This is a genomic window from Planctellipticum variicoloris (assembly GCF_030622045.1).
GTDB lineage: Bacteria > Planctomycetota > Planctomycetia > Planctomycetales > Planctomycetaceae > Planctellipticum > Planctellipticum variicoloris.
Genome location: NZ_CP130886.1, coordinates 6,570,464 through 6,589,362 on the forward strand (window position 1 = coordinate 6,570,464; position 18,899 = coordinate 6,589,362).

Below are 18,899 nucleotides of genomic sequence, written 5' to 3' on the forward strand. Positions count from 1 at the left end.
GACGCTGCGTCGAGTATAGTTTGGAGCGGCAGCCCCCGACTCGACAGAAACATGAAGCCTGCCAAAGGTTTATCACAGATGTCCGCCAGCGCCGCCGCTGCGAAGCCGACTGTCCGCGCCGAAACCACCGGACGCCAGATTCGTCACCAGGACGGACTCCGCGAGCCGGTCGAATCGATTTTTGTCGCCCTGATCCTGGCAATCATATTTCGGGCGTTCGCTTCGGAAGCGTTTATTATTCCGACGGGTTCCATGGCGCCGACGCTGCTGGGGCGGCACAAGGACGTCTGCTGCTCTCAGTGCGGCGTCCATTTCACCGTCGGAGCCAGCGATGAACTGGATCGGGAACTGCAGCAGATTCTGATTGCCCGAGTCCGCAACGCGACCTGCCCGAACTGCCGCTTCACGATGAATGTGTATCAGGAACCGGCCTTCAAGGGGGATCGGATCCTGGTCAATAAGTTTCCCTACGAGTTCGGCGAGCCCGATCGGTGGGATGTCCTGGTTTTCCGATATCCCGAGGACCCCCAGACCAACTACATCAAGCGTCTGGTCGGGCTGCCGGGGGAGACCGTGCGAATTCAGCGGGGAGATGCTTACGCCCGGCTCGGCGAACAGGGGGAATTCCGGATTCTGCGAAAGAACGACCCCTCCAAGCAGCGCGTTCTGCAGCAGCTTGTCTACGACGACGCCCATCCCCCCCGCCAACTCCTGGAAAAGGGTTGGCCGGAGCGCTGGCAGCCGCTGGTCCGGAAAGATACTCCCGAGGCTGTAGACCGCTGGTCTCCGGACCCCGCCGGCTGGTCCAGGGAAGCTGACCAGCGGACGTACTCGCTCGCCGCCGGGTCGGAGCTGCAATGGCTGCGGTATCAGCATCTGATTCCCACCAGTTTTGACTGGGAAGCGGTTGCCGACGGGCAGGCTCCACACAGCCTGCCCCGACCGTCGTTGATTACAGATTACTGCGGCTACAACAGCACCAGCGGAACTCCCAACTCCGACCCCGACGATCATCAGTTCTGGGTCGGCGATCTGACGCTCAATGCTTTGATCGACATTCAACAGGTCAATGGAGCCAATGCGCAACTGGTCCTCGAACTTGTCGAAGGCGCACGCCGGTATCGGGTGCGGATCGACGTGCCATCGGGAACGGCGACGCTGACTCACACGGATGACCTGGCCGGCGACGGGGACGATCGCGAAATCGAGCTGAGCAAGGCGGCGACGCCGATCACGGGCGTCGGGAAGTATCGGGTTTCATTGGCGAACGTCGACGATCGAGTCTGTCTGTGGATCGACGACCGCCTGATCCCGTTCGGGGAAGCCGCCGAGTATCTGCCGCCCCCCGATCCTTCGCCACAGATTGCGGACTTGGTTCCGGTCGGAATTGCCGCGTCGGGTCTGGGGGTGACTGTCGGCGAGCTGCTGCTGCAGCGGGACATTTATTATCGGGCCGAGAGCGTTTCCAACGACTCGACCGGCTACAGCGGACATGATTCCGAGGTGCAGATCTCCGCCCGCGATCTCAACGAGCAACTGACGAATCCCACGGAGTGGGCTCGGCTGTACCGCGAGCGATCGCGGGCCGCGGAGTTTGATCCTCTGGCGGCTGACGAGTACTTCGTGATGGGGGATAACAGTCCGCGCAGCCAGGACAGCCGGCTGTGGCCCAACAGTCGGGACGCCGTCAATCGTCCGGCGGTGAAGCGGAGCGCCCTCCTGGGCAAAGCTTTCTTCATCTTCTGGCCCCACGGCGTACCGTTCCTGAACAACGGTAAGGGCTACGCGTTATTCAATCACACCACCATGCCCCGATCCGAAGTCGAGAATTACCCGAGCGTGACGTTTCCGTTCTATCCGCAGTTCTGGCGGATGCATCGGATTCGGTGACGAGGAACATCTCCCGCAGAGGCGCAGAGCGGAGAGAAAACGGAAGCGAACAGATTTCACGCAACGGCGCAAAGTGGAACGTAAAGACGCGAATAAGTTGAGAGTTGAGAGTTGAGATTAAAAAAGCCAAGGCCGACTTGACTCTGGCGATCCGCGATAAGCGATCCACGATCTTCCTCTGGCTGCTCGCTATTCGCTACTCCCTATTCGCTGCTCAAGGTCATGGAGGACTGGACGATGTCGCTGCTGGAATGTCATGGATTGATCAAGCAGTATCCGTCCAAGCGGGCGGTTGACGGCGTCAGCTTTAATGTGGGCGTTGGCGAAATCGTCGGCCTGCTGGGACCCAACGGCGCCGGCAAGACCACCAGCTTCCGCATGACCTGCGGCCTGGTGACGCCCACCGCCGGCAAGGTGATCTTCAACGGTCAGGACGTCACGAACTGGCCGCTCTATCGACGGGCGCAGCTCGGCATGGGCTATCTCCCGCAGGACGAAAGCATCTTCGTCAAGCTGTCCGTCGAGCAGAACATCATTGCGGTGCTGGAGTTTCTGCCCCTCTCTCGAAAAGACCGCCAGTTCCGACTCGACGAACTGCTCGACAAATTCGGGCTGACGAACAAACGCAGGCAGATCGCCTCCACGCTGTCGGGCGGCGAACGCCGCCGGCTGGAAATCGCCCGCTGCCTGGCGAGCAAGCCCCGGCTCATTCTGCTGGACGAACCGTTCACCGGCATTGATCCCGTGACGATTCACAGTATCCAGGACATCATCGCGGACCTCCGCAACTCGGGAATTTCGATCCTGTTGACCGATCACCGCGAAAGGGAAACGCTGACGATTACCGACCGCAGCTACGTCGTCTTCGCGGGAAAAATCCTCTGCAGCGGCAACGCGGAGACGGTTCTCCGCGACGAAAACGCCCAGGCGCTGTACTTCGGCAAACGCTTTGACGCGGAGTCGATTATCGAAAGCAAAGGGGTCTTTCAAACCCAGTTCACAGACAACTCGGAAAAAAACGCCGCCTAGCCGCCGAGCCGCCGGGCGGCGGCCCCGCTGCCGACTTGGAGATGGGCTTGTCGTAGATGGCCCATTCGGCGGCGATGGGACGAGGGGCGTTTCAGGGTGTCGGTTCTTCTTTCAGGTAGCGGCTGTTCGATTTTGCCGGGCGGCCGAAGACGAGCCAGAGAACCAGGCCCCAGTGGATGGCGAGTCCGATGGAGTAGGGCAACTGGTTGACGATCCAGAAGAGGGCTTCGTCCGGACCACCCGCTGCCGTGAATCGAAATCCGGCCAACTGGTGCAGCAGGCTGACCACGAGAGGCAGGCCGAAGCTCATGAAGCCAGACAGTCCCACGAGGGCCAGGACGGTCCAGCCCTCGCGGGGGCGATCTCGCAGATTCCGGACGGCCAGCAGCGTCGCGATCAGGAGCAGGAGGTAGGTCGGCGAATTGCCGAGCAACCGGCCAAGGATCATCGCGGAATCACCCAGACCGAAAAATCCCATGGCACGCTCCTTTCGCGGCGGGGAAAGTCACCGGACCGGCTGCCGGGCGGCCTTTGAAATCGTCCGAGGGCCGACTAGGATGAAGCATTCGGGTTGGACAACGCAACCCGATTCTGCGGAAGACATTGCAAAGAATTGGCGGGCGCAGCCCGCCCTACGAGATCCGTCCTTCCGGGGACGTTGAGCGAGAAGGTGGAATGATGATCGATCGTCCGGGAAGCCGTGGTTACCAGTTGCCTGCTCTGGGGCTGAATCCCTCGACCACCGCTCAGGGGACCAATCCCGGCAGCTTTGCCTTGAAGCCGACGATCCTCCCGGGAGTCGCGGGCGCCCGGACGTTCGCGTCCCCGGATACCCCCGGCATGCCGGCGCCGTCGAATCAGACCGCCTGGGATTTTCTGCCCGAAGGCTGGTCAACCGAAGAACTGCCCAGTGGCGTTCCCGTCGCAGCGCCGGGCGAGCGCGTCTTCGCTCACGCCGATGGCGCCTGGCGACGGGTCACCTTCCCGGCAGGTTTCGCGCCGATCACGCAGCTCGAATCGGCCCGTCTCGGAATCGTCACGCCCCAGATGCGACGTGTCGCCGAGCGCGAGCCGCATCTGACCGCCGAGCAGGTCCGGGACGAAGTGGCCGCGGGCCGGCTGGTGATCCCGGCGAACACGGTCCACCTGGGCTATCGCCTTGACCCCATGTCGATCGGGCGGGCTTCGAAGACCAAGGTCAACGCCAACATGGGCGCCTCGCCGGTCTCGTCGAGCACCGACGAAGAGGTCGAAAAACTGCAGTGGGCGGAGAAGTGGGGCGCGGACACGGTCATGGACCTCTCGACCGGCGGCGACCTCGACGCCTGCCGACAGGCCCTCATCCAGAACAGCACCGTCCCCATCGGCACCGTGCCGATCTATTCGATGATCATCGGCCGGAAGATCGAGCAGCTCACCCCCGCCATGATCCTGGAGACGCTGGAGCACCAGGCCCGGCAGGGTGTCGACTACTTCACGATTCACGCCGGCGTGCTGCACGAGCATCTCTCGTTCATCCGCCAGCGGTTGATCGGCATCGTCAGCCGAGGGGGATCGCTGCTGGCGAAGTGGATGATCCACCACGGCCAGCAGAACCCGATGTACGAGCACTGGGAAAGCATCTGCGACGTGATGCGCCAGTACGACGTCACGTTCTCGATCGGCGACGGCCTCCGGCCCGGCGGACTGGCCGACGCCTCCGATCAGGCCCAGCTCGCTGAGCTGTGCACGCTGGGAGAACTCACCGAACGGGCCTGGCGGAAGGGCGTGCAGGTGATGGTCGAAGGGCCGGGGCACGTGCCGTTCGACCAGATCGAATACAACATGAAGCTCCAGCGGCAGCTCTGCCACGGCGCCCCGTTCTACGTCCTCGGCCCGCTGGTGACCGACATCTTCCCCGGCTACGACCACATCACGAGCTGCATCGGCGCGACGGCCGCCGCTTACCATGGCGCGGCGATGCTCTGCTACGTCACGCCCAAGGAGCACCTGGGACTCCCCAAGAAGGACGACGTCAAGCAGGGTTGCATCGCCTACAAGATCGCCGCCCATGCGGCCGACGTGGCGCTGGGCATCCCCGGCACGCGCGACCGGGACGACGAACTGACCAAGGCGCGGGCCGCCCTGAACTGGCAGAAGCACTTCGACCTGAGCTTCGACCCGGATACCGCCCGGGCCTATCACGACGAAGATCTCGACGTCGACACCGACTTCTGCGCCATGTGCGGCCACGACTGGTGCAGCGTGCGGATCAGCAAGGAGATCGTCGAGTTCACGTCGGGCAAGGACGAGAACTACCAGTGGCAGCGGGCGAAAGTTTCCGCGGCATTGACGCCGGAACAGCAGGAAATCCTGGCCAAGCGAGGCGTCCTCAGTCCGGAGGAAATTCACAAGCTGGCCAGCAAAACGAAGAAGGCGGTGGGTGCGGAAACGGGACAGAAGGCGGTCTGCCACAGCGACGTGGTCAGCGACGCGGAAACGGCCCAGATCGTGCAGATCGAGCTGACGACGAAATCGTAATTCGTGCGATCGTCAGCGGACGGGCTTCGGGTATCGGGCTTCGGGCTTCGCAGAGGACGTGAAGAGCGTTCGGCGGGTGTCGGCCTGTTCATGGACGTAATCGCCGCAGCAGGTCGCCCGTTCCTTCACCGACAATTCATCAACCTTTCGCCATCTGTCCGTTGCAGTCAGTCGCCGCACCGGCGATCTTGCAGGGAACGAATATTCCACCGCACGATCTGCCGGGGCCTCTGCCATGCATCGTCTGCCGAACTGGGAACTGAACCGCCGGGCGTTCGTGCTGTCGGGACTGGCGCTCGCCGGTCTCCCCTGGCGGGCTCAGGCCTCGTCGCTGCTGGTGAAGCACCAGCAGAAGTTCACGGGCAACCCGTTTACGCTCGGCGCGGCCTCCGGCGATCCGACGCCGTCGAGCGTCGTCCTCTGGACGCGGCTGGCCCCGTCGCCGCTGACGCCCGACGGCGGCATGCCGGCCGAGAACGTCGAGGTCCGCTGGGTGATCGCGAAAGACGATCAGCTCCGCGACGTCGTCCGCGAAGGCCGGTCGATCGCCACGCCCCTCTTCGCCCATTCGCTGCACGTGGAAGTCGACGGACTGGAGCCGGACCGCTGGTACTCGTACGGGTTCTTCGTCGGCAACGAGGCCAGCCCGATCGGCCGGACGCGCACAATGCCCGCTCTGAGCGTCCTGCCCGGAAAGCTGCGCTACGCGTTCGCCTCCTGCCAGCACTACGAGACCGGCCTCTACACCGCCTACGAGCACATGGCGCAGGAGGATCTCGATCTGGTCGCCCACCTGGGGGACTACATCTACGAGTATGAAGGGAAGGACAAACGGGTCCGCAAGCACGAAGGGCCCAAGCTGACGTCGCTGGACGACTACCGGATTCGTCACGCCCAGTACAAGACCGACGGGCACTTGCAGGCCATGCATGCGGCATGTCCGTGGGTTGTGGCGTGGGACGATCACGAGTTCGAGAACAATTGCGCGGGGGATATTTCCGAGAGGTCGGGGGTCGATCCGGTGCTGTTTCTCCAGCAGCGGGCGCGGGCCTATCGGGCCTACTACGAGCACATGCCGCTCGGTCCGATGAGCATTCCGCAGGGGCCGTACATGCGGCTCTATAAGAACATCCAGTTCGGCCGACTGGCGCAGTTTTCCGTGCTGGATACGCGGCAGTACCGGAGCGACCAGCCGAACGGCGACGGGAAGAAGCCTGCGACCGGAGCGGTGCTCGATCCGCAGACGACGATGCTGGGCGGGGATCAGGAGCACTGGCTGAACAACAGCCTGCTGAATTCACCGGCCCGGTGGAACGTGCTGGCGCAGCAGGTGATGGTTGCGCCGGTCGATTTTGAGCCGGGTCCGGAAGTCCATTTGAGCATGGATCAGTGGGGCGGCTACGACGTCGCCCGCACCCGGCTGTTGAGCTTTCTGCGCGATCGGCAGATTTCCAATCCGGTGGTGATTACCGGCGACATTCATTCCAACTGGGTGAACGACCTGAAGGTCAATTTCCGCGAAGCCGATTCGCCGACGGTGGCGACGGAGTTCGTCGGGACGTCAATCAGCTCGGGAGGCAATGGGTCCCAGACGGTTCCGCGGGCGCAGGGGATGGAACAGGAAAACCCGTTCGTGAAGTTCTTCAATGCCGAACGGGGCTACGTGAGCTGCACGCTGACGCCGAAGGAATACCGGGCGGACTACCAGGTGGTGGAGTACGTCGACAAGCCGGGGGCGCCGAAGGTGACGCGGGCCTCGTTCGTGGTGGAAGACGGGAAGGCGGGGGCGGAGCGGGCGTAGGAAGGAACTTTGAGTCTTCCCTTTGCCGGGAAGAAGAGGATTCACCGCGGAGGCTCGGAGGACGCGGAGATCGGAAGAGAGGCCGCGTAGCACGCCGCGTCAGCAGAACTTTCGAAGTTGCTCCCATAGTCCTGGTGAGATGCTGACCGGGCCGGTTTCGGACACGCGGTGGAGCGCTTCTTCGATCGAAAGAGATCGGCCGCGAGCCAGTCCGAAAACTGCGATCGCTGGAGTCCGACTGAGGCCGGCGCTGCAGCCGATCAGGCAGGGGACATTATTCCGAATAGCATCGGCAACCGTCTCGACCGCCAATCGCAGCAGCCAGTCGGGATTGTCGCCGCCGTCCAGCAACGGGAACCGGCAGTAGACCAGATCGCGAGAGAGGACCGCTGGCGATTCTTCGGCCGCCAGATCAACGACGATTTCGATTCCCGCCGCGTGAAGCGAGCTGAGATTGCGCACGTTGCCGGCATGGCCGAGGAAGAGCGGAGTCTGGTCGATGGCGCGCATCAGTGATTCCTGCTCGTCTGACGCATTCTGGATTGGAGAGAAGGTAGCATTTGACCAGACGGCCGGAGAAGCGATAATCTGAATTCAGCGAGCTTTGTTATCGGGAGATCGTCATGCCGGCGACACTGGACGAATTGAATGAGTTTCATCGGTTCGCCGCGGAATTGATTCGCGAGAGCGAGACGCCGCTGGAATTCGGCGAGTTGATGGAGCGGTGGTACGACAACCGTGATCGCGACCAGATCAACGCGATCATTCGCCGGGGGTTGCAGGATATTGCTGAGGGACGGGGGATTCCCGCTCACGAGCATCTCAAACAACTGCGTGAGAAGTATGGATTCCCGGAACTGTGAAATATCTTGTCGTCGTATTGCCGCAGGCACATGAAGACGTGGAGATCATCGTTTCCTGGCTTCTCCAACGATCGCCGACCGGCGCGACGGCGTGGTATCGGCGATGGTGCGCGATGCTGAATGAACTGAGCCGGTCGGCCGACCGCTGCGTCGAAGCGCCGGAGAGCGCCGACCACTCGCAGCAGCTCCATCAGCTTCAATTCAAGACGCGTCGCGGTCATCATTATCGCGTGATTTTTGTGATTCAGAACTCGAAGGTCTACGTTCTGCACGTCCGCGGTTCCGGGCAGGATCTGCTGTCGCCGGACGAAATTCGACATCCCGATGAACCGTTGAATTGACTCCTCCATGAAACTCTGGATCGACGCCGACGCCGCCCCGCAGGAGGTCAAAGACCTCGTCTTCCGCGCGTCCAAGCGGCTGCAGCTTCCTGTGGTGCTGGTGGCGAATACGGTCATCCGGCCGCCGCTCGGGAATCCGCTGGTCAGCGCAGTAGTCGTCGAAGGACGCGCGGATGCGGCTGACAAGTACATCGTCGACCAGGCGGAGCCGGGGGACGTGGCGGTGACGCAGGATGTCCCGCTGGCGGCGGCCCTGGTGGAGAAGCAGGTCGTCACGATCAGCCCGCGGGGGCTGGAGTTCACGCCCGACACCGTCGGGCAGCGGCTGGCGCTGCGGAACATGTTGGAAGAAACCCGCTCGGCCGGCGGCATGACCGGGGGGCCCTCTCCCTATAGCGCCAAGGACCGGCATACGTTTGCAACCACGCTCGATCAGGTGCTGACCCGGCTGCTTCGGAAACGGAACCGTTGACGTTCGAAGTTGCGCCAGTCCTTACCCCCCAACGAAAAGAACCCGAGCCCGGTCGCCGCCGTGAGGCGACGGGCCGGACTCGGGGCCCCTCCGCAGTCGCAGGAGAATTCGTTGAGTGTCCGTCTTACGGCACCGACGGCCAGCGCGTGATCGGCTCGCCGTATTGGACGGCGTCGTCGACTTTGTCTTCGACCCCTTCGGCGAAGTCTTTCGCCTTTTGAACGGCCTTTCCGGCGTCCTGCTGGACTTTGTTCTTGTCGATCATGATCGTCGTCTGCGACGCGTTGTTGCTGATGCTGAGCCAGCCCAGCAGCGCCATGACGCCGACCAGAATCGCGATCAGGACAACGGCTTTGATCATGATGATCTCCCCTCGTCGGGTTCGTGAGGACTCAGGTCAGACGCTGAGCCGGCGACCGGTCAGCAGCGCCACGACGAACAGGATCAGGAACAGCACGAAACAGAACTTGGCAATCATCGCGGCCGTTCCGGCAATCACGCCAAAGCCCAGGATGCCGGCAATAATCGCAATCACGATGAACGTCAGTGCCCAGGACAACATGTCGCACCTCTTTCAATACGGGGGGAGGGACGCCTCGCCCGACCCGCTCCACGGCGCGGCCGTGGGATGAGCGGCAGCGCGCAATGGACAGCGCACAGCGTCCCCGTGGAGCGGGCGGCGAAGCGATACAGCGGCTCTTCACATGAGCCGGAAATTGACTGTCGAATTCGCAGATCCGACCGCGTCAACAGGTGAATTTCGCGTCAGCGGCGTTCCAGCAGCAGCATGACGCCGGCAAAGACGGCCAGCAGATTCAGCACGGCCGACAGCACGGGGCTGCCCAGACTCAGCAGGGAAACCGTTCCCACGGCAATGAGCCAGAAGGCCAGGAGCAGGGTCCCCAGGTTGCGGGGAACGGCGATGGTGCGTCGATTGGTCAGTTGCATGATGGACCTCGTGAGTTTGCGGAGGGTTGGGGCCTCATTTCAGGTCGCAGGGACCTGATCGGCCGGCCCGGACGGCGGCGTGAGCTGCCGTTACTCCTTGGGTTCCACCTTCACGGACGAGCCATCCTTTGCGTTGGAGTCGATTTCCAGCTTGGTGCCGGAGCTCTCGTCTCCCGTTTCGATCTTGGTGTCGCTGCCAGATTTCGAGCGCTCGACTTCAATGTCGACGCCTGGCGCCTTGATGTCGAGGACCTTCTGCTTGGGTTCTTCGCAGCCACTTAAGGAGAGTACCGTACTCCCCGCCAGCAGCGCCGTTGCGAAGCCGTATCGAATCGTCTTCGCGTGCATGATCAAACCTCTCTTTCAGGACCTGACGGCGTGTCAGGGCTGGCGTGGAGGAAAAGCAACATGCGTGCCGGCGAGATGCCCGAGGGTTTTGGATTGTTCCGGAACCTGTTTGCAGCACGCTGGTTGCTGAATTCCGGACGCAAACGAAGTCTTCCGCTGCTGCGGAGCGGATGGGGTTGATGTGGAGCAAATGTCTACAGGAATTTCGCAACAGGACGTGGGAAAACGCAGGAAAATCGACCGACAGGGGCGGCTGGAGCGCATGAAGTACGCTGGGGGTCAATGTTCCTGGCTGAGAATCCAGCGCATCGCGTGCTGCAGCAGCTCGCGCCCGTTTTTCAGTCCGAGCTTGTGTCGGATGTTTTCGCGGTGGGAATCGACCGTGTGGGGGCTGAGGTGGAGCCGGCGAGCCAGGTCCGACGGAGTCTCGCCCTGCCCGAGGCTGCGGTAGATCTCCAGTTCGCGATCGGTCAGTCGCGATACGGGGTCGTCGGGATTTGCGTCCGACCCCGCGATGACCTGGTCCAGCAGCCGCTGCAGAGTCTCTTCGTTGACGTAGCGGCGGCCGGCCTGCACGGCCCGGACGGCTTCGAGGAGTTTTTCTTCCGACTCCTGCTTGTGGACGTAGCCCGAGGCGCCGGCCCGCAGTGCGCGCTCGGCGTAGAGGTGTTCCTCGTGGGCGGACAGGACCAGGATCCGGATGCGTGGAAAGCGGTCTTTGACGTACTTGATCAGCTCGATTCCCGAACCATCCTTAAGCGACAGATCCGTGACCAGCAGATCCGGCGGCGCGGCTGCAATCGCCTGTTCGGCCTCCTGGATCGATCCGGCCAGACCAACGACTTCCAGGTCGGACTCGCCCCTGAGCAGCAGCGCCAGGCCGTCGCGCATCAGCGGATGGTCGTCGACGATGAAGATACGTGTTTTAGGAGTCGACATCAGAATATCGCCGCAAGCGGCGCCGGGCTAAGCGGACCGAGGAAAAGGCAAGGCACAGCAGACGATCGTACCATCCGGTTCGCCGCGGCGAACCGTCAGCACCGCGCCGATCAGGTCCGCCCGGTGGGCCATGATGTGGAGACCGCGTCCCGATGACTGAGCCTCACGATCGACGCCGACGCCGTCGTCGGAAATTTCCAGCGCCAGTTGCGCGTCCCGCTCGAACAACCGGATAGACACTTTCTTGGCAGACGCATGCTTGAGAATGTTCTGGACGGCTTCCTGCGCGATGCGGTAGAGATGAGTCGTCTGCTGAGCATCCAGTCCAGACAGAGTGGGTTCGCCGGCGTATGCGCAGTCGATCGCATACAGTTCCCGGACCTGCTTCGCCAGACTCGCGAGCGCGGCACTCAGCCCTTCGGAGTCGACGTGCAGCGGCACCAGCCCGCGGGCCAGTTCCCGTAGCGACTGGTTGGTCTCGCGCAGGCCGTTGGCGATCCGCAGCGCAATCTTCTGCAGCGACGCCAGGCGCGGATCGTCGCCGGCGACGGCCCCGAGTCCGTCCGCCAGATGGCGCGCGAACAGCGTCAGCCCCGTCAGTTGCTGCTGAATGTCGTCGTGGAGCTCCTGGCCGATGCGGCGCTGTTCGGTCTCGGCGATGTGCAGAATTTCTGCCTCCAGCGACTTGCGGACTGTGACGTCGCGAAGAATGCCGGTGAAGTACGGACGACCGTCTTCGAAAGCGCTGACGGCCAGATCCGCGGGAAACAGCGAACCATCCTTGCGGCGGGCCTGGACGGTGCGGCCGATTCCAATGATCCTGGCGTTTCCCGTCTGCAGGTATCGCTGAATGTAGCCGTCGTGCTCCGAGGCGTAGGGTTCGGGCATCAGCAGGCTGACATTGCGACCGAGCAGTTCCTCCTGAGCGTATCCGAACATTCGCTCGGCTCCGCGATTCACGCTGTCGATCAGGCCGCGGTTGTCGATGATGATGATCGCGTCGATGGCCGTTTCCACGATGGACCGCAATCTCCGCTTCTGATCGGTCAACTCGCGGAGACGTTGTCGGTAAACGGTCAGGTCGTGGGCGATCAGGCAGTAACCGCCGCCCTCATGGGTGGCTGAGCGGAGAAGCGAGAGGTCCACGCGCGCCTCGAAGGACCCGTCGCCGCGCGTCAGCCGCAGTTCGAGATCAGTCCGGCCGAGCGCGTCGGCAGCGCTGAGGCAGCGCTGCAATTTGCGATCAGCGCGGTCGGCAGGCGGACAAAGTTCTTCGACCGGCCGGCCCAGAGCGTCCGCCCCGGAGCGACCGAACAGGCGTTCGGCGCCATGATTCCAGGAACTGATGCAACCGGCGGAATCGAGCGTCAGGACCGCGTAGTCGTGAACGGCTTCGATGAATTGCTCGTAGATTTCGTCGTGGAGGGGCGAGTTCGCGGTATGAATCGAACCTCCGGTTTCAGGCAACTGATCGAGATCCGACATTTCCCGAATTCCCGTCCGCAGCAGAATCGAACCGCAGCAAGCGGCTGCCAGCCAACCCCCGGAGCAACTCGGGCCAACCGATTCTCAAATCTGTGCGGATCAAAGGCAAGGGGCTGGTGAAACTCCTTACGGAAAATGGCGGGTTTCACCACTCGCACCTTCAGGAATCGAACCAGTCGAAAACGGCGGGTTCTCCGATAGTCGGATTTGACGCGGATCGGCAGAATCTGCCGCATCATGTACGACAGATCCGCCGAGACGCGATTACCTGCATCCATGCGAGTTCAACTGCTGATTGCCGACGACCACAAGCTCGTTCGCGAGGGGTTGCGAATGACATTCGCGGGCTCGGGAATCGAGATTGTTGCGGAGGCCGCCAGCGGCGAAGAAGCCTTTGAGAAACTGCAGCAGCACGCGGCGGACGTGGCGCTGGTCGACGTGCGGATGCCGGAATCCGACGGTTACCGGTTCCTGGAACTGATTCGGGCGGCGGGGCTGTCTCTCCCCGTGGTGATGCACACGATTCAGAGCGGGGCGGAGACCATCCGCCGCTGTCGCGAACTGGGTGCGGTGGGGCTGGTCGCCAAAGGGGAAGAACCGGACGTGCTGCGGGACGCCGTTCGCGCGGCATCCGCCGGCCGGCAGTTCTGGGACGGCAGTGCATCGCATGAGATCGGCGGCGGCGGTGCGGCGTTCGCGTGAACAATTCGAAGTCGAGTGCTGCGAAAAGGAAGTCCATGAAGATTCAACTGCTGCGAGTCGACGCCACCGAGCAGCATCCCGATGAGATCTCGTCGGAATCGGCCGCACGCGAAGAATTGTGGAAATCGTCATTCCCGGCGCTGCGCAAAGTCCGCTGCCGTGTCGTCGATCGTCGGCTGGCGCTCAGCGGCCAGGTTCCCAGTTTCTATCTGAAGCAGATGGCGCAGAGCCTGCTGCTCGACCGGTTCGGGACGGAGCTGGAAGTCGACAATCAACTGGAAGTGACGGCTCGTTAACCGTCTTATGATCGACAGTTTTCGCTGCGGAACGCCAACCGTAGGGGGGAACCTGCGGGCGTCCGCCGCCATTTCAGGGAGGAAGTCTCATGCTGGTGCTGACTCGCAAGATCAACGAGCGGATTGTCATTGGCGACGGCATCGAAGTCGTCGTGCTGTCGGTGCGGGGCAACCGGGTCACGCTCGGGATCGCCGCCCCGCTGGAAACCTCGATCCGCCGCGTCCCAACGACCACGCTGAAAGCCCCGGCGCCGCGTCGGGAGCTTGAGCTGGCCGGTTCCGTCAACTGAATTCTGGATCCCAGCGGGCCTCGGCCCGAAGGTTCCCGGAGGGTGATCGTCGCCGTCCGGATTTCCGAATGCCCCGAACGGAGAGACAGACCATGACATCAGCAGTCACCAAGCCGAAAAAAGAAACCGGCGAGAAGACGACTCTGTCGCGAGAACCCCTGCAGGGTCTGGGCTTCCCCGCCCTCAATCGCATGCGACAGGAATTCGACGAACTCTGGAACAAGCTCTTCCACGACGTCCCCGCAATCTGGAACGCCGAACGCTTCGACCTGCGCTGGTCGTTCGACATCGAAGATCAGCCGGAAGCCTACGTGATCAATGCCGAAGCCCCCGGCTTCGAAGCCGGCGACTTCAACGTCGAGCTCCGCGGCGACAATCTGGTCCTGCAGGCTCGCCACGAAGAGAAGAAGAAAGGCGCCAAGGACGACGAGTCGTTCTCTACCAGCGAGTTCTACCGCTCGATGACCCTGCCGCCGTTCGTCGATGCAAAGCACATCGACGCCACGTACAAGAACGGCGTGCTGCAGGTCACCCTCCCCAAAACCGCCGAAGGCAAAGGCCGCAAAATCCCCGTTCAGGGCTAACCGGCACGGCCGGCTTCTGCCGACTCAGAGATGGGTTGGACGTGGATGCCGCATTCGGCGGCGTTGACAGGAATGGGAGAGTCAATCTGGGCGGCGCGTCCCTGAGTCTTCGAAGGGCGTGTCTTCGTCGCCTGAAGACCACGCCCTTCGCAAAGCCTCTGGGGCATGCCCCCCGAATTGACGGAGAGATCTCTGTCAGGAACTACAGCGCGTCGCACAAGGCCAGCGCCAGGACCGGGAACGCTGTGCCGCTGTAGGTGATGAAGTGCCAGGTGTCGGTGTTCAGCGAGCGGGTCCACCAGCGACCTGACTCCTGCTGATGGGTGCGGAGCCACTTCACCCCCTGCTGCAGCCGGGGATCGCTGGCCGGGACGCCCGACTGCCGCAGCACGATGATCGCCAGGCCCGTCTGATGGCCGTCGCTGGGCGGATCGGCAAATTCCGGCTCCCCCTTGAGCTTCTCGGCTCGATTGCCGCTCCCCCAGGTTTCCGGCGTGGCAAATGTCCGGATCGACCAGCCGCCGTCGGCCCGCTGGTGCTTCCAGAGCATGTCGACGAGCTGCTGACGTTGGTCGTCCGCCAGCAGGTCCGGCAGCCGGGTCGACGTCCAGAGCAGGAGCGTGCGGCCATAGTCGTGCGGCGGCGTCTGGGTCCGCAAGTAGTTCTTCAGTTTCTCGACGCGCGCCAGCAGCGCTTCGTCCTTGATGGTCGCCAGCCAGCCGGGGGCCGCGGCCATCGCCATCGCGGCGACGGTCGCTTCGTGAAAGGCGTCGGACTCGTAGGGCGGCCAGCAGTCGAGCGTTCCCCACGTCCCGCTGTCGAGCTGAATCGCAAACATCAGCTTGAGCGCCTGGTCGGTTTCGGGCGACAGCGTCTTCGACACGTGCGCATCCCACTCGGCCAGTCCCGCGGCGGTATAGATCACCTGAGCCGGCTTCGTCGACTTTTTCAGATCGCGCAGTTCGACTTTCGCCAGCTCGGCGAGCTGAGCGACAAAGTGGTCCCGCATCGCCTCTGGCGGCGCACCAAGCTGCGGCGTGAGAGCCGGGCGGACCGTCATATAGGTCCCGTTGGTGTGGCAACTGACGCATTTCCGCGCCCCGTTCCAGGCAGCAGCCCCCTGGTCGAGATAACGCAGCGCATGTTCGACGGAGACTTCGCTGCGGACCGGTTCCGCCGCCGAGGCCTGCGGAATCCTGATGTCGCCGAACTCGTACTGAGGTTTGTCCTCAGCGCGGGTCACTGCCGACGGGATAGAGAAAAGAGCCGCAAGAATCAGCAGACCGCGAGTCGGCATGACGGCTACTCCAGACAAGAGTAATTACATATTGGCAAGCATTGATGAGATCGTAACGCGAAGCGTTGCTTCGAGCGAGGAAAGATTTGACGAGGCCGAGATCGGCCCTGGAAATCGGACATGGATCCTTCATCCCAGTTGTTTGATCGAGAATTCCCGCAAGTTCGAATCGTCACGTAAGTGATTTCTCAGTAATTGGTTGCAGTGTTTTCGACTGGCCGCGCTGACAAAAATGCCGTCGCCTCATCGAACATTCGCACACCATTCATTTAATCCACAGCATCTCTCCTAAACTCCCTGTAATCCGCATAACCGCGATCGGCGATTCGAAGATTCGCTGGTCGCCATCCACGTTCCTCCGGATTTCAGGGATTTCGTCGTGAACTGTTACCTCCGAAAACTCTCTTCGCTGCTCGTCGTCGGGGCGGGCCTCATCAGCTCCGCCGACGCGGCTCCGCTGGTCATCGATGACTTCGATGGCGGCTCGGACGCACGTCTGCAATCGTTTTCCATCTCGCCGACCACGGGCAGCCCTCACTTCCCGAACGGCATCTTCGATGTCTTTGGCGTGACCGACCGAACTGTGAATTTCGACTTCGCCGACGACTCGGCGGGTTCGTTTCCGGCAGATCGCTTCGGGGTCGTTCCAACGGCAAAGACAGACAAATTCTTCGGCGTCGAAGATCTCCTGAACCCGGACCAGCCGGGGGGACGGGGCACCGCAACCTGGACGTTCGACATCGCCGGACTGACCAACCTGTCGCTGCAGATTCTCTTCAGCGCGATGGGCGACTTCGAAGCTGGCGATAACAGCCACATTTTCGAAGTTGCAATCGACGGCGGCGGATTCTCGACGATCTTCAACATCAATGGGGACAACAACGACACCTTCGGGTATACGATGGAAGGCGGATTCGTCGTTAACCTGGCCGATCCGCTGAAGCTCACCGACGATCTCGGGACGCGGATCATCGACAACTCGTTCACCACCCTCGGGACCTCCGCAATCCTCGGAACAGGCAATCTGCTCACCCTCCGCTACACGGCCGGTACGAACGACGGCGGTTCCGAAGTGTTTGCGTTCGACAATATCATCCTGAATGCCGACCCTGTTGGCGGAGGCGGACCGGTCGTTCCCGAACCGACTTCCCTGGCGCTCGCAGCGATCGGCGTGCTCGCGGCATTTGCCCGGCGCGCCGTCAAGCGGAGCAAGTAGGCTGCGCAACGACATTATCTGACGCCAGAACAGGGCCGTCGTGCAGTCGCATGCGGCCCTGTTCTCGTTCTGCTCGCCATATCGCGATCACTTGCAGACAGAGACTGCCGATGAGTCGTTGGCCAGAGTGACGATTCCTTGCAAAAATCTCCTTGCCCGGCTCCCCTCGGTCCGATAGCCTTAACAGATGTCGAGTTCCGAGGAGCCCCTCTCATGATCGATTCGCCCCTTTCCGTGCGGCTGCTGTCCTCCGTCCGCCGCCGGCTGTTTCTCGCCGCGCTGGGCCGCTGCTGGTATCGCTCGCTGCTTGTTCTCTGCGCGGTGTATGCCGCAGGACTGCTCGTGGCGCGTCTGACCGGTTACGGGCCGCAGCTCTTCACGTGGTGGTCCCTGCTGATCCTGCCGGCTTTAGCGCTGCTGGCGGCGTTCGTCCTGCTCCGTCGGCCGACGGCCGTGGATGCCGCCCGGGCGGTCGATGGCTGGGCGGGAACCAAGGATCTCTACCTGACGTTATCGATGCTCAAGACCTCGGCGGGAGAGTATCAGCCTCTCGTGCTGCTGGCCGCCGAGCAGCGGGCGGGGTCGGTCTCGCCGCAGAAAGTGCTGCCGTTTGCGTGGCAGAAGAAGTACTGGAATCTGCTCTGGGCGCCCGCGGTCGTCGTGCTCGGCTGGGTTTTCCTCCCGCAGCTCGATCCATTCCAGAAGCTCGCGCAGGCCAACGTCATCGAACAGCGCAAGGTCCGCCTCGACGATTCCAAGAAAGCCACCGCGCTGCGCCTGGCCGAAGTTCGCAAGCAGGCCGAGGAACGGGAAGAGTCCGACCCGACCGAGGGCGCCCTCAAAGACCTGCAGTTCGCGTTCAACAAGACCAAGCCGAAGGAAAAGAAGGAAAACCTGCAGGCGCTGATGGCCGAGCAGAAGAAGCTGGGCGAGATGTGGCGTGGCCTCAGCGAGAGCAAGCTGAAAGAGTTCCTCAAAAACAGCGACTCTCTCTCCGACCAGCAGTTCGGCATGGCCAGCGACGAAGAGCTGCGCAAGATGATGGAGGATCTGAAGAACGGGTCCGCAGAAAGTCTCAAGCGCGAACTGGAGGGTATGAAGGACGCGCTTCAGAAGCTGGCGAAAACCGACGATCCCGCCGAACAGCAGAAGGTCGAGCAGGAGCTCAAGCAGCGGATGGACAAGCTCGAACGGATGGCCCGCGATAAACTGGGGTCCCCCGAGATGAGCGCCGCCCTCAAGCGGGCGAAGGAGCAGCTCGACCTGTCCAAAATGCAGGACCTGACGCCCGAAGCCCTGCAGGCGGCGATGGAATCGATGGACCTCGCCGGGAAGGAATTCGAAGAGCTGGCGGTCTCGATGAAAGACATGCAGCAGCTCGAGCAGGCCCTCAAGACGCTGCAGATGGCCAAGAAACTCAACGAGCAGGAAATGCTCGACGGGGAAATGGCCGCCGGTCAGTGCGAGTCTCTCGCCGACTACGAAGAGCTCTATGCCCAGCTCCTGGCCGAAGGAAAATATGACGAGGGCGAAGGAATGGGCGACGAGGGGATGGGCCGGGGCGGAGCGGCTCCTGAAGATGATTCCGTGAAGACCGGCTTCAAGGACGAAGAGTCCAAGTCGCAGATGACGCTCGGCAAAGTGCTGATGTCGATGAAGACCCGTGCGGCCCCCGATCAGGACGAACCTCAGGCGCAGGTGCAGTACAAAGCCGCCGTCCAGCAGGTGAAGCAGGGAGTCAATGAAGCCATCCTGCAGGAACAGGTTCCTCCGGGATACGTCGATGGCATCAAGCGCTATTTCGATGCGCTCGAAGCCGATCAGAAATCGGACCGCTGAAGTTTCTCGCGTTTCCCGACGTTCGCGCTCCCCGCTCGA

Annotated in this window: 22 protein-coding genes; 13 read left to right on the plus strand and 9 right to left on the minus strand. The window is 62.4% G+C overall.

Going from position 1 to position 18,899, the window contains the following annotated elements:
- Positions 1-78 precede the first annotated feature (78 nt).
- Complete coding sequence (lepB, locus tag SH412_RS25625) at positions 79-1,890, plus strand: signal peptidase I (RefSeq protein ID WP_336520883.1); 1,812 nt, start codon at positions 79-81, stop codon at positions 1,888-1,890.
- Between the two features lie 237 nt (positions 1,891-2,127).
- Positions 2,128-2,919, plus strand: coding sequence for an LPS export ABC transporter ATP-binding protein (gene lptB / locus SH412_RS25630; RefSeq protein WP_336520884.1), 792 nt, complete (start codon positions 2,128-2,130; stop codon positions 2,917-2,919).
- A 91-nt stretch (positions 2,920-3,010) separates the two neighbouring features.
- On the opposite strand, the gene SH412_RS25635 is transcribed toward lptB, so the two are convergent.
- The gene (locus SH412_RS25635; RefSeq protein ID WP_336520885.1) at positions 3,011-3,397 is read right to left on the minus strand and encodes a hypothetical protein; all 387 of its coding nucleotides are present in this window, start codon (positions 3,395-3,397) and stop codon (positions 3,011-3,013) included.
- A 200-nt stretch (positions 3,398-3,597) separates the two neighbouring features.
- Between SH412_RS25635 and thiC the strand changes: the two genes are divergently transcribed.
- Positions 3,598-5,439: a phosphomethylpyrimidine synthase ThiC gene (gene thiC / locus SH412_RS25640; RefSeq protein ID WP_419555826.1), complete on the plus strand. Its 1,842-nt coding sequence runs from the start codon at positions 3,598-3,600 to the stop codon at positions 5,437-5,439.
- Between the two features lie 235 nt (positions 5,440-5,674).
- Positions 5,675-7,240, plus strand: a complete 1,566-nt coding sequence (locus SH412_RS25645; protein ID WP_336520887.1) for an alkaline phosphatase D family protein — start codon at positions 5,675-5,677, stop codon at positions 7,238-7,240.
- Positions 7,241-7,339: 99 nt separating this feature from the next.
- Here SH412_RS25645 and SH412_RS25650 read toward each other — a convergent pair whose 3' ends face one another.
- Positions 7,340-7,750 carry a protein-tyrosine phosphatase family protein gene (locus SH412_RS25650; protein ID WP_336520888.1) on the minus strand — a complete coding sequence of 137 codons (411 nt, stop codon included), beginning with the start codon at positions 7,748-7,750 and terminating at the stop codon, positions 7,340-7,342.
- A 113-nt stretch (positions 7,751-7,863) separates the two neighbouring features.
- Between SH412_RS25650 and SH412_RS25655 the strand changes: the two genes are divergently transcribed.
- Genes SH412_RS25655 through SH412_RS25665 form a run of 3 tightly spaced genes read left to right on the plus strand, consistent with a single transcriptional unit; the run spans position 7,864 to position 8,916 of the window.
- Complete coding sequence (locus SH412_RS25655; RefSeq protein WP_336520889.1) at positions 7,864-8,103, plus strand: hypothetical protein; 240 nt, start codon at positions 7,864-7,866, stop codon at positions 8,101-8,103.
- Positions 8,100-8,444, plus strand: a complete 345-nt coding sequence (locus SH412_RS25660; RefSeq protein ID WP_336520890.1) for a hypothetical protein — start codon at positions 8,100-8,102, stop codon at positions 8,442-8,444. Before SH412_RS25655 ends, SH412_RS25660 begins: the two co-directional genes overlap by 4 nt.
- 7 nt (positions 8,445-8,451) lie before the next feature.
- Positions 8,452-8,916: a YaiI/YqxD family protein gene (locus SH412_RS25665; RefSeq protein WP_336520891.1), complete on the plus strand. Its 465-nt coding sequence runs from the start codon at positions 8,452-8,454 to the stop codon at positions 8,914-8,916.
- Between the two features lie 124 nt (positions 8,917-9,040).
- Here the strand turns inward: SH412_RS25665 and SH412_RS25670 are convergent, their stop codons facing one another.
- The 6 genes from SH412_RS25670 to SH412_RS25695 form a co-directional block, all read right to left on the minus strand.
- Positions 9,041-9,277, minus strand: a complete 237-nt coding sequence (locus SH412_RS25670) for a hypothetical protein (RefSeq protein ID WP_336520892.1) — start codon at positions 9,275-9,277, stop codon at positions 9,041-9,043.
- Between the two features lie 36 nt (positions 9,278-9,313).
- Positions 9,314-9,478 (minus strand): DUF1328 domain-containing protein, encoded by a 165-nt coding sequence (locus tag SH412_RS25675; protein WP_336520893.1) that lies wholly within the window; start codon positions 9,476-9,478, stop codon positions 9,314-9,316.
- Between the two features lie 203 nt (positions 9,479-9,681).
- Positions 9,682-9,864: a hypothetical protein gene (locus SH412_RS25680; RefSeq protein ID WP_336520894.1), complete on the minus strand. Its 183-nt coding sequence runs from the start codon at positions 9,862-9,864 to the stop codon at positions 9,682-9,684.
- Positions 9,865-9,954: 90 nt separating this feature from the next.
- Positions 9,955-10,212: a hypothetical protein gene (locus SH412_RS25685; RefSeq protein ID WP_336520895.1), complete on the minus strand. Its 258-nt coding sequence runs from the start codon at positions 10,210-10,212 to the stop codon at positions 9,955-9,957.
- A gap of 279 nt (positions 10,213-10,491) precedes the next feature.
- A complete protein-coding gene (locus tag SH412_RS25690; RefSeq protein WP_336520896.1) occupies positions 10,492-11,151 on the minus strand; it encodes a response regulator transcription factor in 660 nt (219 codons plus the stop codon).
- Between the two features lie 27 nt (positions 11,152-11,178).
- Entirely contained in the window at positions 11,179-12,636 is a 1,458-nt protein-coding gene (locus SH412_RS25695; protein WP_336520897.1) for a PAS domain-containing sensor histidine kinase, read from the minus strand.
- Between the two features lie 237 nt (positions 12,637-12,873).
- On the opposite strand from SH412_RS25695, the gene SH412_RS25700 reads away from it, so the two are divergent.
- The 4 genes from SH412_RS25700 to SH412_RS25715 all read left to right on the plus strand — a co-directional run bounded on the left by SH412_RS25700 (position 12,874) and on the right by SH412_RS25715 (position 14,508).
- Positions 12,874-13,338 (plus strand): response regulator, encoded by a 465-nt coding sequence (locus tag SH412_RS25700; protein WP_336520898.1) that lies wholly within the window; start codon positions 12,874-12,876, stop codon positions 13,336-13,338.
- Between the two features lie 35 nt (positions 13,339-13,373).
- Positions 13,374-13,634, plus strand: a complete 261-nt coding sequence (locus SH412_RS25705; RefSeq protein WP_336520899.1) for a hypothetical protein — start codon at positions 13,374-13,376, stop codon at positions 13,632-13,634.
- Positions 13,635-13,723: 89 nt separating this feature from the next.
- Positions 13,724-13,924 (plus strand): carbon storage regulator, encoded by a 201-nt coding sequence (locus SH412_RS25710; RefSeq protein WP_336520900.1) that lies wholly within the window; start codon positions 13,724-13,726, stop codon positions 13,922-13,924.
- A gap of 92 nt (positions 13,925-14,016) precedes the next feature.
- Positions 14,017-14,508 (plus strand): Hsp20/alpha crystallin family protein, encoded by a 492-nt coding sequence (locus tag SH412_RS25715; protein WP_336520901.1) that lies wholly within the window; start codon positions 14,017-14,019, stop codon positions 14,506-14,508.
- Positions 14,509-14,710: 202 nt separating this feature from the next.
- On the opposite strand, the gene SH412_RS25720 is transcribed toward SH412_RS25715, so the two are convergent.
- A complete protein-coding gene (locus SH412_RS25720; protein WP_336520902.1) occupies positions 14,711-15,805 on the minus strand; it encodes a prenyltransferase/squalene oxidase repeat-containing protein in 1,095 nt (364 codons plus the stop codon).
- Positions 15,806-16,184: 379 nt separating this feature from the next.
- Here SH412_RS25720 and SH412_RS25725 point away from each other — a divergent pair, with 379 nt between their 5' ends.
- Together SH412_RS25725 and SH412_RS25730 are read left to right on the plus strand one after the other, a co-directional pair.
- Positions 16,185-17,021, plus strand: a complete 837-nt coding sequence (locus SH412_RS25725) for a PEP-CTERM sorting domain-containing protein (protein ID WP_336520903.1) — start codon at positions 16,185-16,187, stop codon at positions 17,019-17,021.
- 213 nt (positions 17,022-17,234) lie between these two features.
- Positions 17,235-18,860, plus strand: coding sequence for a hypothetical protein (locus SH412_RS25730; protein WP_336520904.1), 1,626 nt, complete (start codon positions 17,235-17,237; stop codon positions 18,858-18,860).
- The last annotated feature ends 39 nt before the right edge of the window (positions 18,861-18,899 follow it).

What these genes read in the sequence shown, in the direction of transcription:
- lepB (WP_336520883.1), top strand. Translation starts at nt 79, where the DNA reads ATGTCCGCCAGCGCCGCCGCTGCGAAGCCGACTGTCCGCGCCGAAACC.
- lptB (WP_336520884.1), top strand. Translation starts at nt 2,128, where the DNA reads ATGTCGCTGCTGGAATGTCATGGATTGATCAAGCAGTATCCGTCCAAG.
- SH412_RS25635 (WP_336520885.1), bottom strand. Translation starts at nt 3,397, where the DNA reads ATGGGATTTTTCGGTCTGGGTGATTCCGCGATGATCCTTGGCCGGTTG.
- thiC (WP_419555826.1), top strand. Translation starts at nt 3,598, where the DNA reads ATGATCGATCGTCCGGGAAGCCGTGGTTACCAGTTGCCTGCTCTGGGG.
- SH412_RS25645 (WP_336520887.1), top strand. Translation starts at nt 5,675, where the DNA reads ATGCATCGTCTGCCGAACTGGGAACTGAACCGCCGGGCGTTCGTGCTG.
- SH412_RS25650 (WP_336520888.1), bottom strand. Translation starts at nt 7,750, where the DNA reads ATGCGCGCCATCGACCAGACTCCGCTCTTCCTCGGCCATGCCGGCAAC.
- SH412_RS25655 (WP_336520889.1), top strand. Translation starts at nt 7,864, where the DNA reads ATGCCGGCGACACTGGACGAATTGAATGAGTTTCATCGGTTCGCCGCG.
- SH412_RS25665 (WP_336520891.1), top strand. Translation starts at nt 8,452, where the DNA reads ATGAAACTCTGGATCGACGCCGACGCCGCCCCGCAGGAGGTCAAAGAC.
- SH412_RS25670 (WP_336520892.1), bottom strand. Translation starts at nt 9,277, where the DNA reads ATGATCAAAGCCGTTGTCCTGATCGCGATTCTGGTCGGCGTCATGGCG.
- SH412_RS25675 (WP_336520893.1), bottom strand. Translation starts at nt 9,478, where the DNA reads ATGTTGTCCTGGGCACTGACGTTCATCGTGATTGCGATTATTGCCGGC.
- SH412_RS25680 (WP_336520894.1), bottom strand. Translation starts at nt 9,864, where the DNA reads ATGCAACTGACCAATCGACGCACCATCGCCGTTCCCCGCAACCTGGGG.
- SH412_RS25685 (WP_336520895.1), bottom strand. Translation starts at nt 10,212, where the DNA reads ATGCACGCGAAGACGATTCGATACGGCTTCGCAACGGCGCTGCTGGCG.
- SH412_RS25690 (WP_336520896.1), bottom strand. Translation starts at nt 11,151, where the DNA reads ATGTCGACTCCTAAAACACGTATCTTCATCGTCGACGACCATCCGCTG.
- SH412_RS25695 (WP_336520897.1), bottom strand. Translation starts at nt 12,636, where the DNA reads ATGTCGGATCTCGATCAGTTGCCTGAAACCGGAGGTTCGATTCATACC.
- SH412_RS25700 (WP_336520898.1), top strand. Translation starts at nt 12,874, where the DNA reads ATGTACGACAGATCCGCCGAGACGCGATTACCTGCATCCATGCGAGTT.
- SH412_RS25705 (WP_336520899.1), top strand. Translation starts at nt 13,374, where the DNA reads ATGAAGATTCAACTGCTGCGAGTCGACGCCACCGAGCAGCATCCCGAT.
- SH412_RS25710 (WP_336520900.1), top strand. Translation starts at nt 13,724, where the DNA reads ATGCTGGTGCTGACTCGCAAGATCAACGAGCGGATTGTCATTGGCGAC.
- SH412_RS25715 (WP_336520901.1), top strand. Translation starts at nt 14,017, where the DNA reads ATGACATCAGCAGTCACCAAGCCGAAAAAAGAAACCGGCGAGAAGACG.
- SH412_RS25720 (WP_336520902.1), bottom strand. Translation starts at nt 15,805, where the DNA reads ATGCCGACTCGCGGTCTGCTGATTCTTGCGGCTCTTTTCTCTATCCCG.
- SH412_RS25730 (WP_336520904.1), top strand. Translation starts at nt 17,235, where the DNA reads ATGATCGATTCGCCCCTTTCCGTGCGGCTGCTGTCCTCCGTCCGCCGC.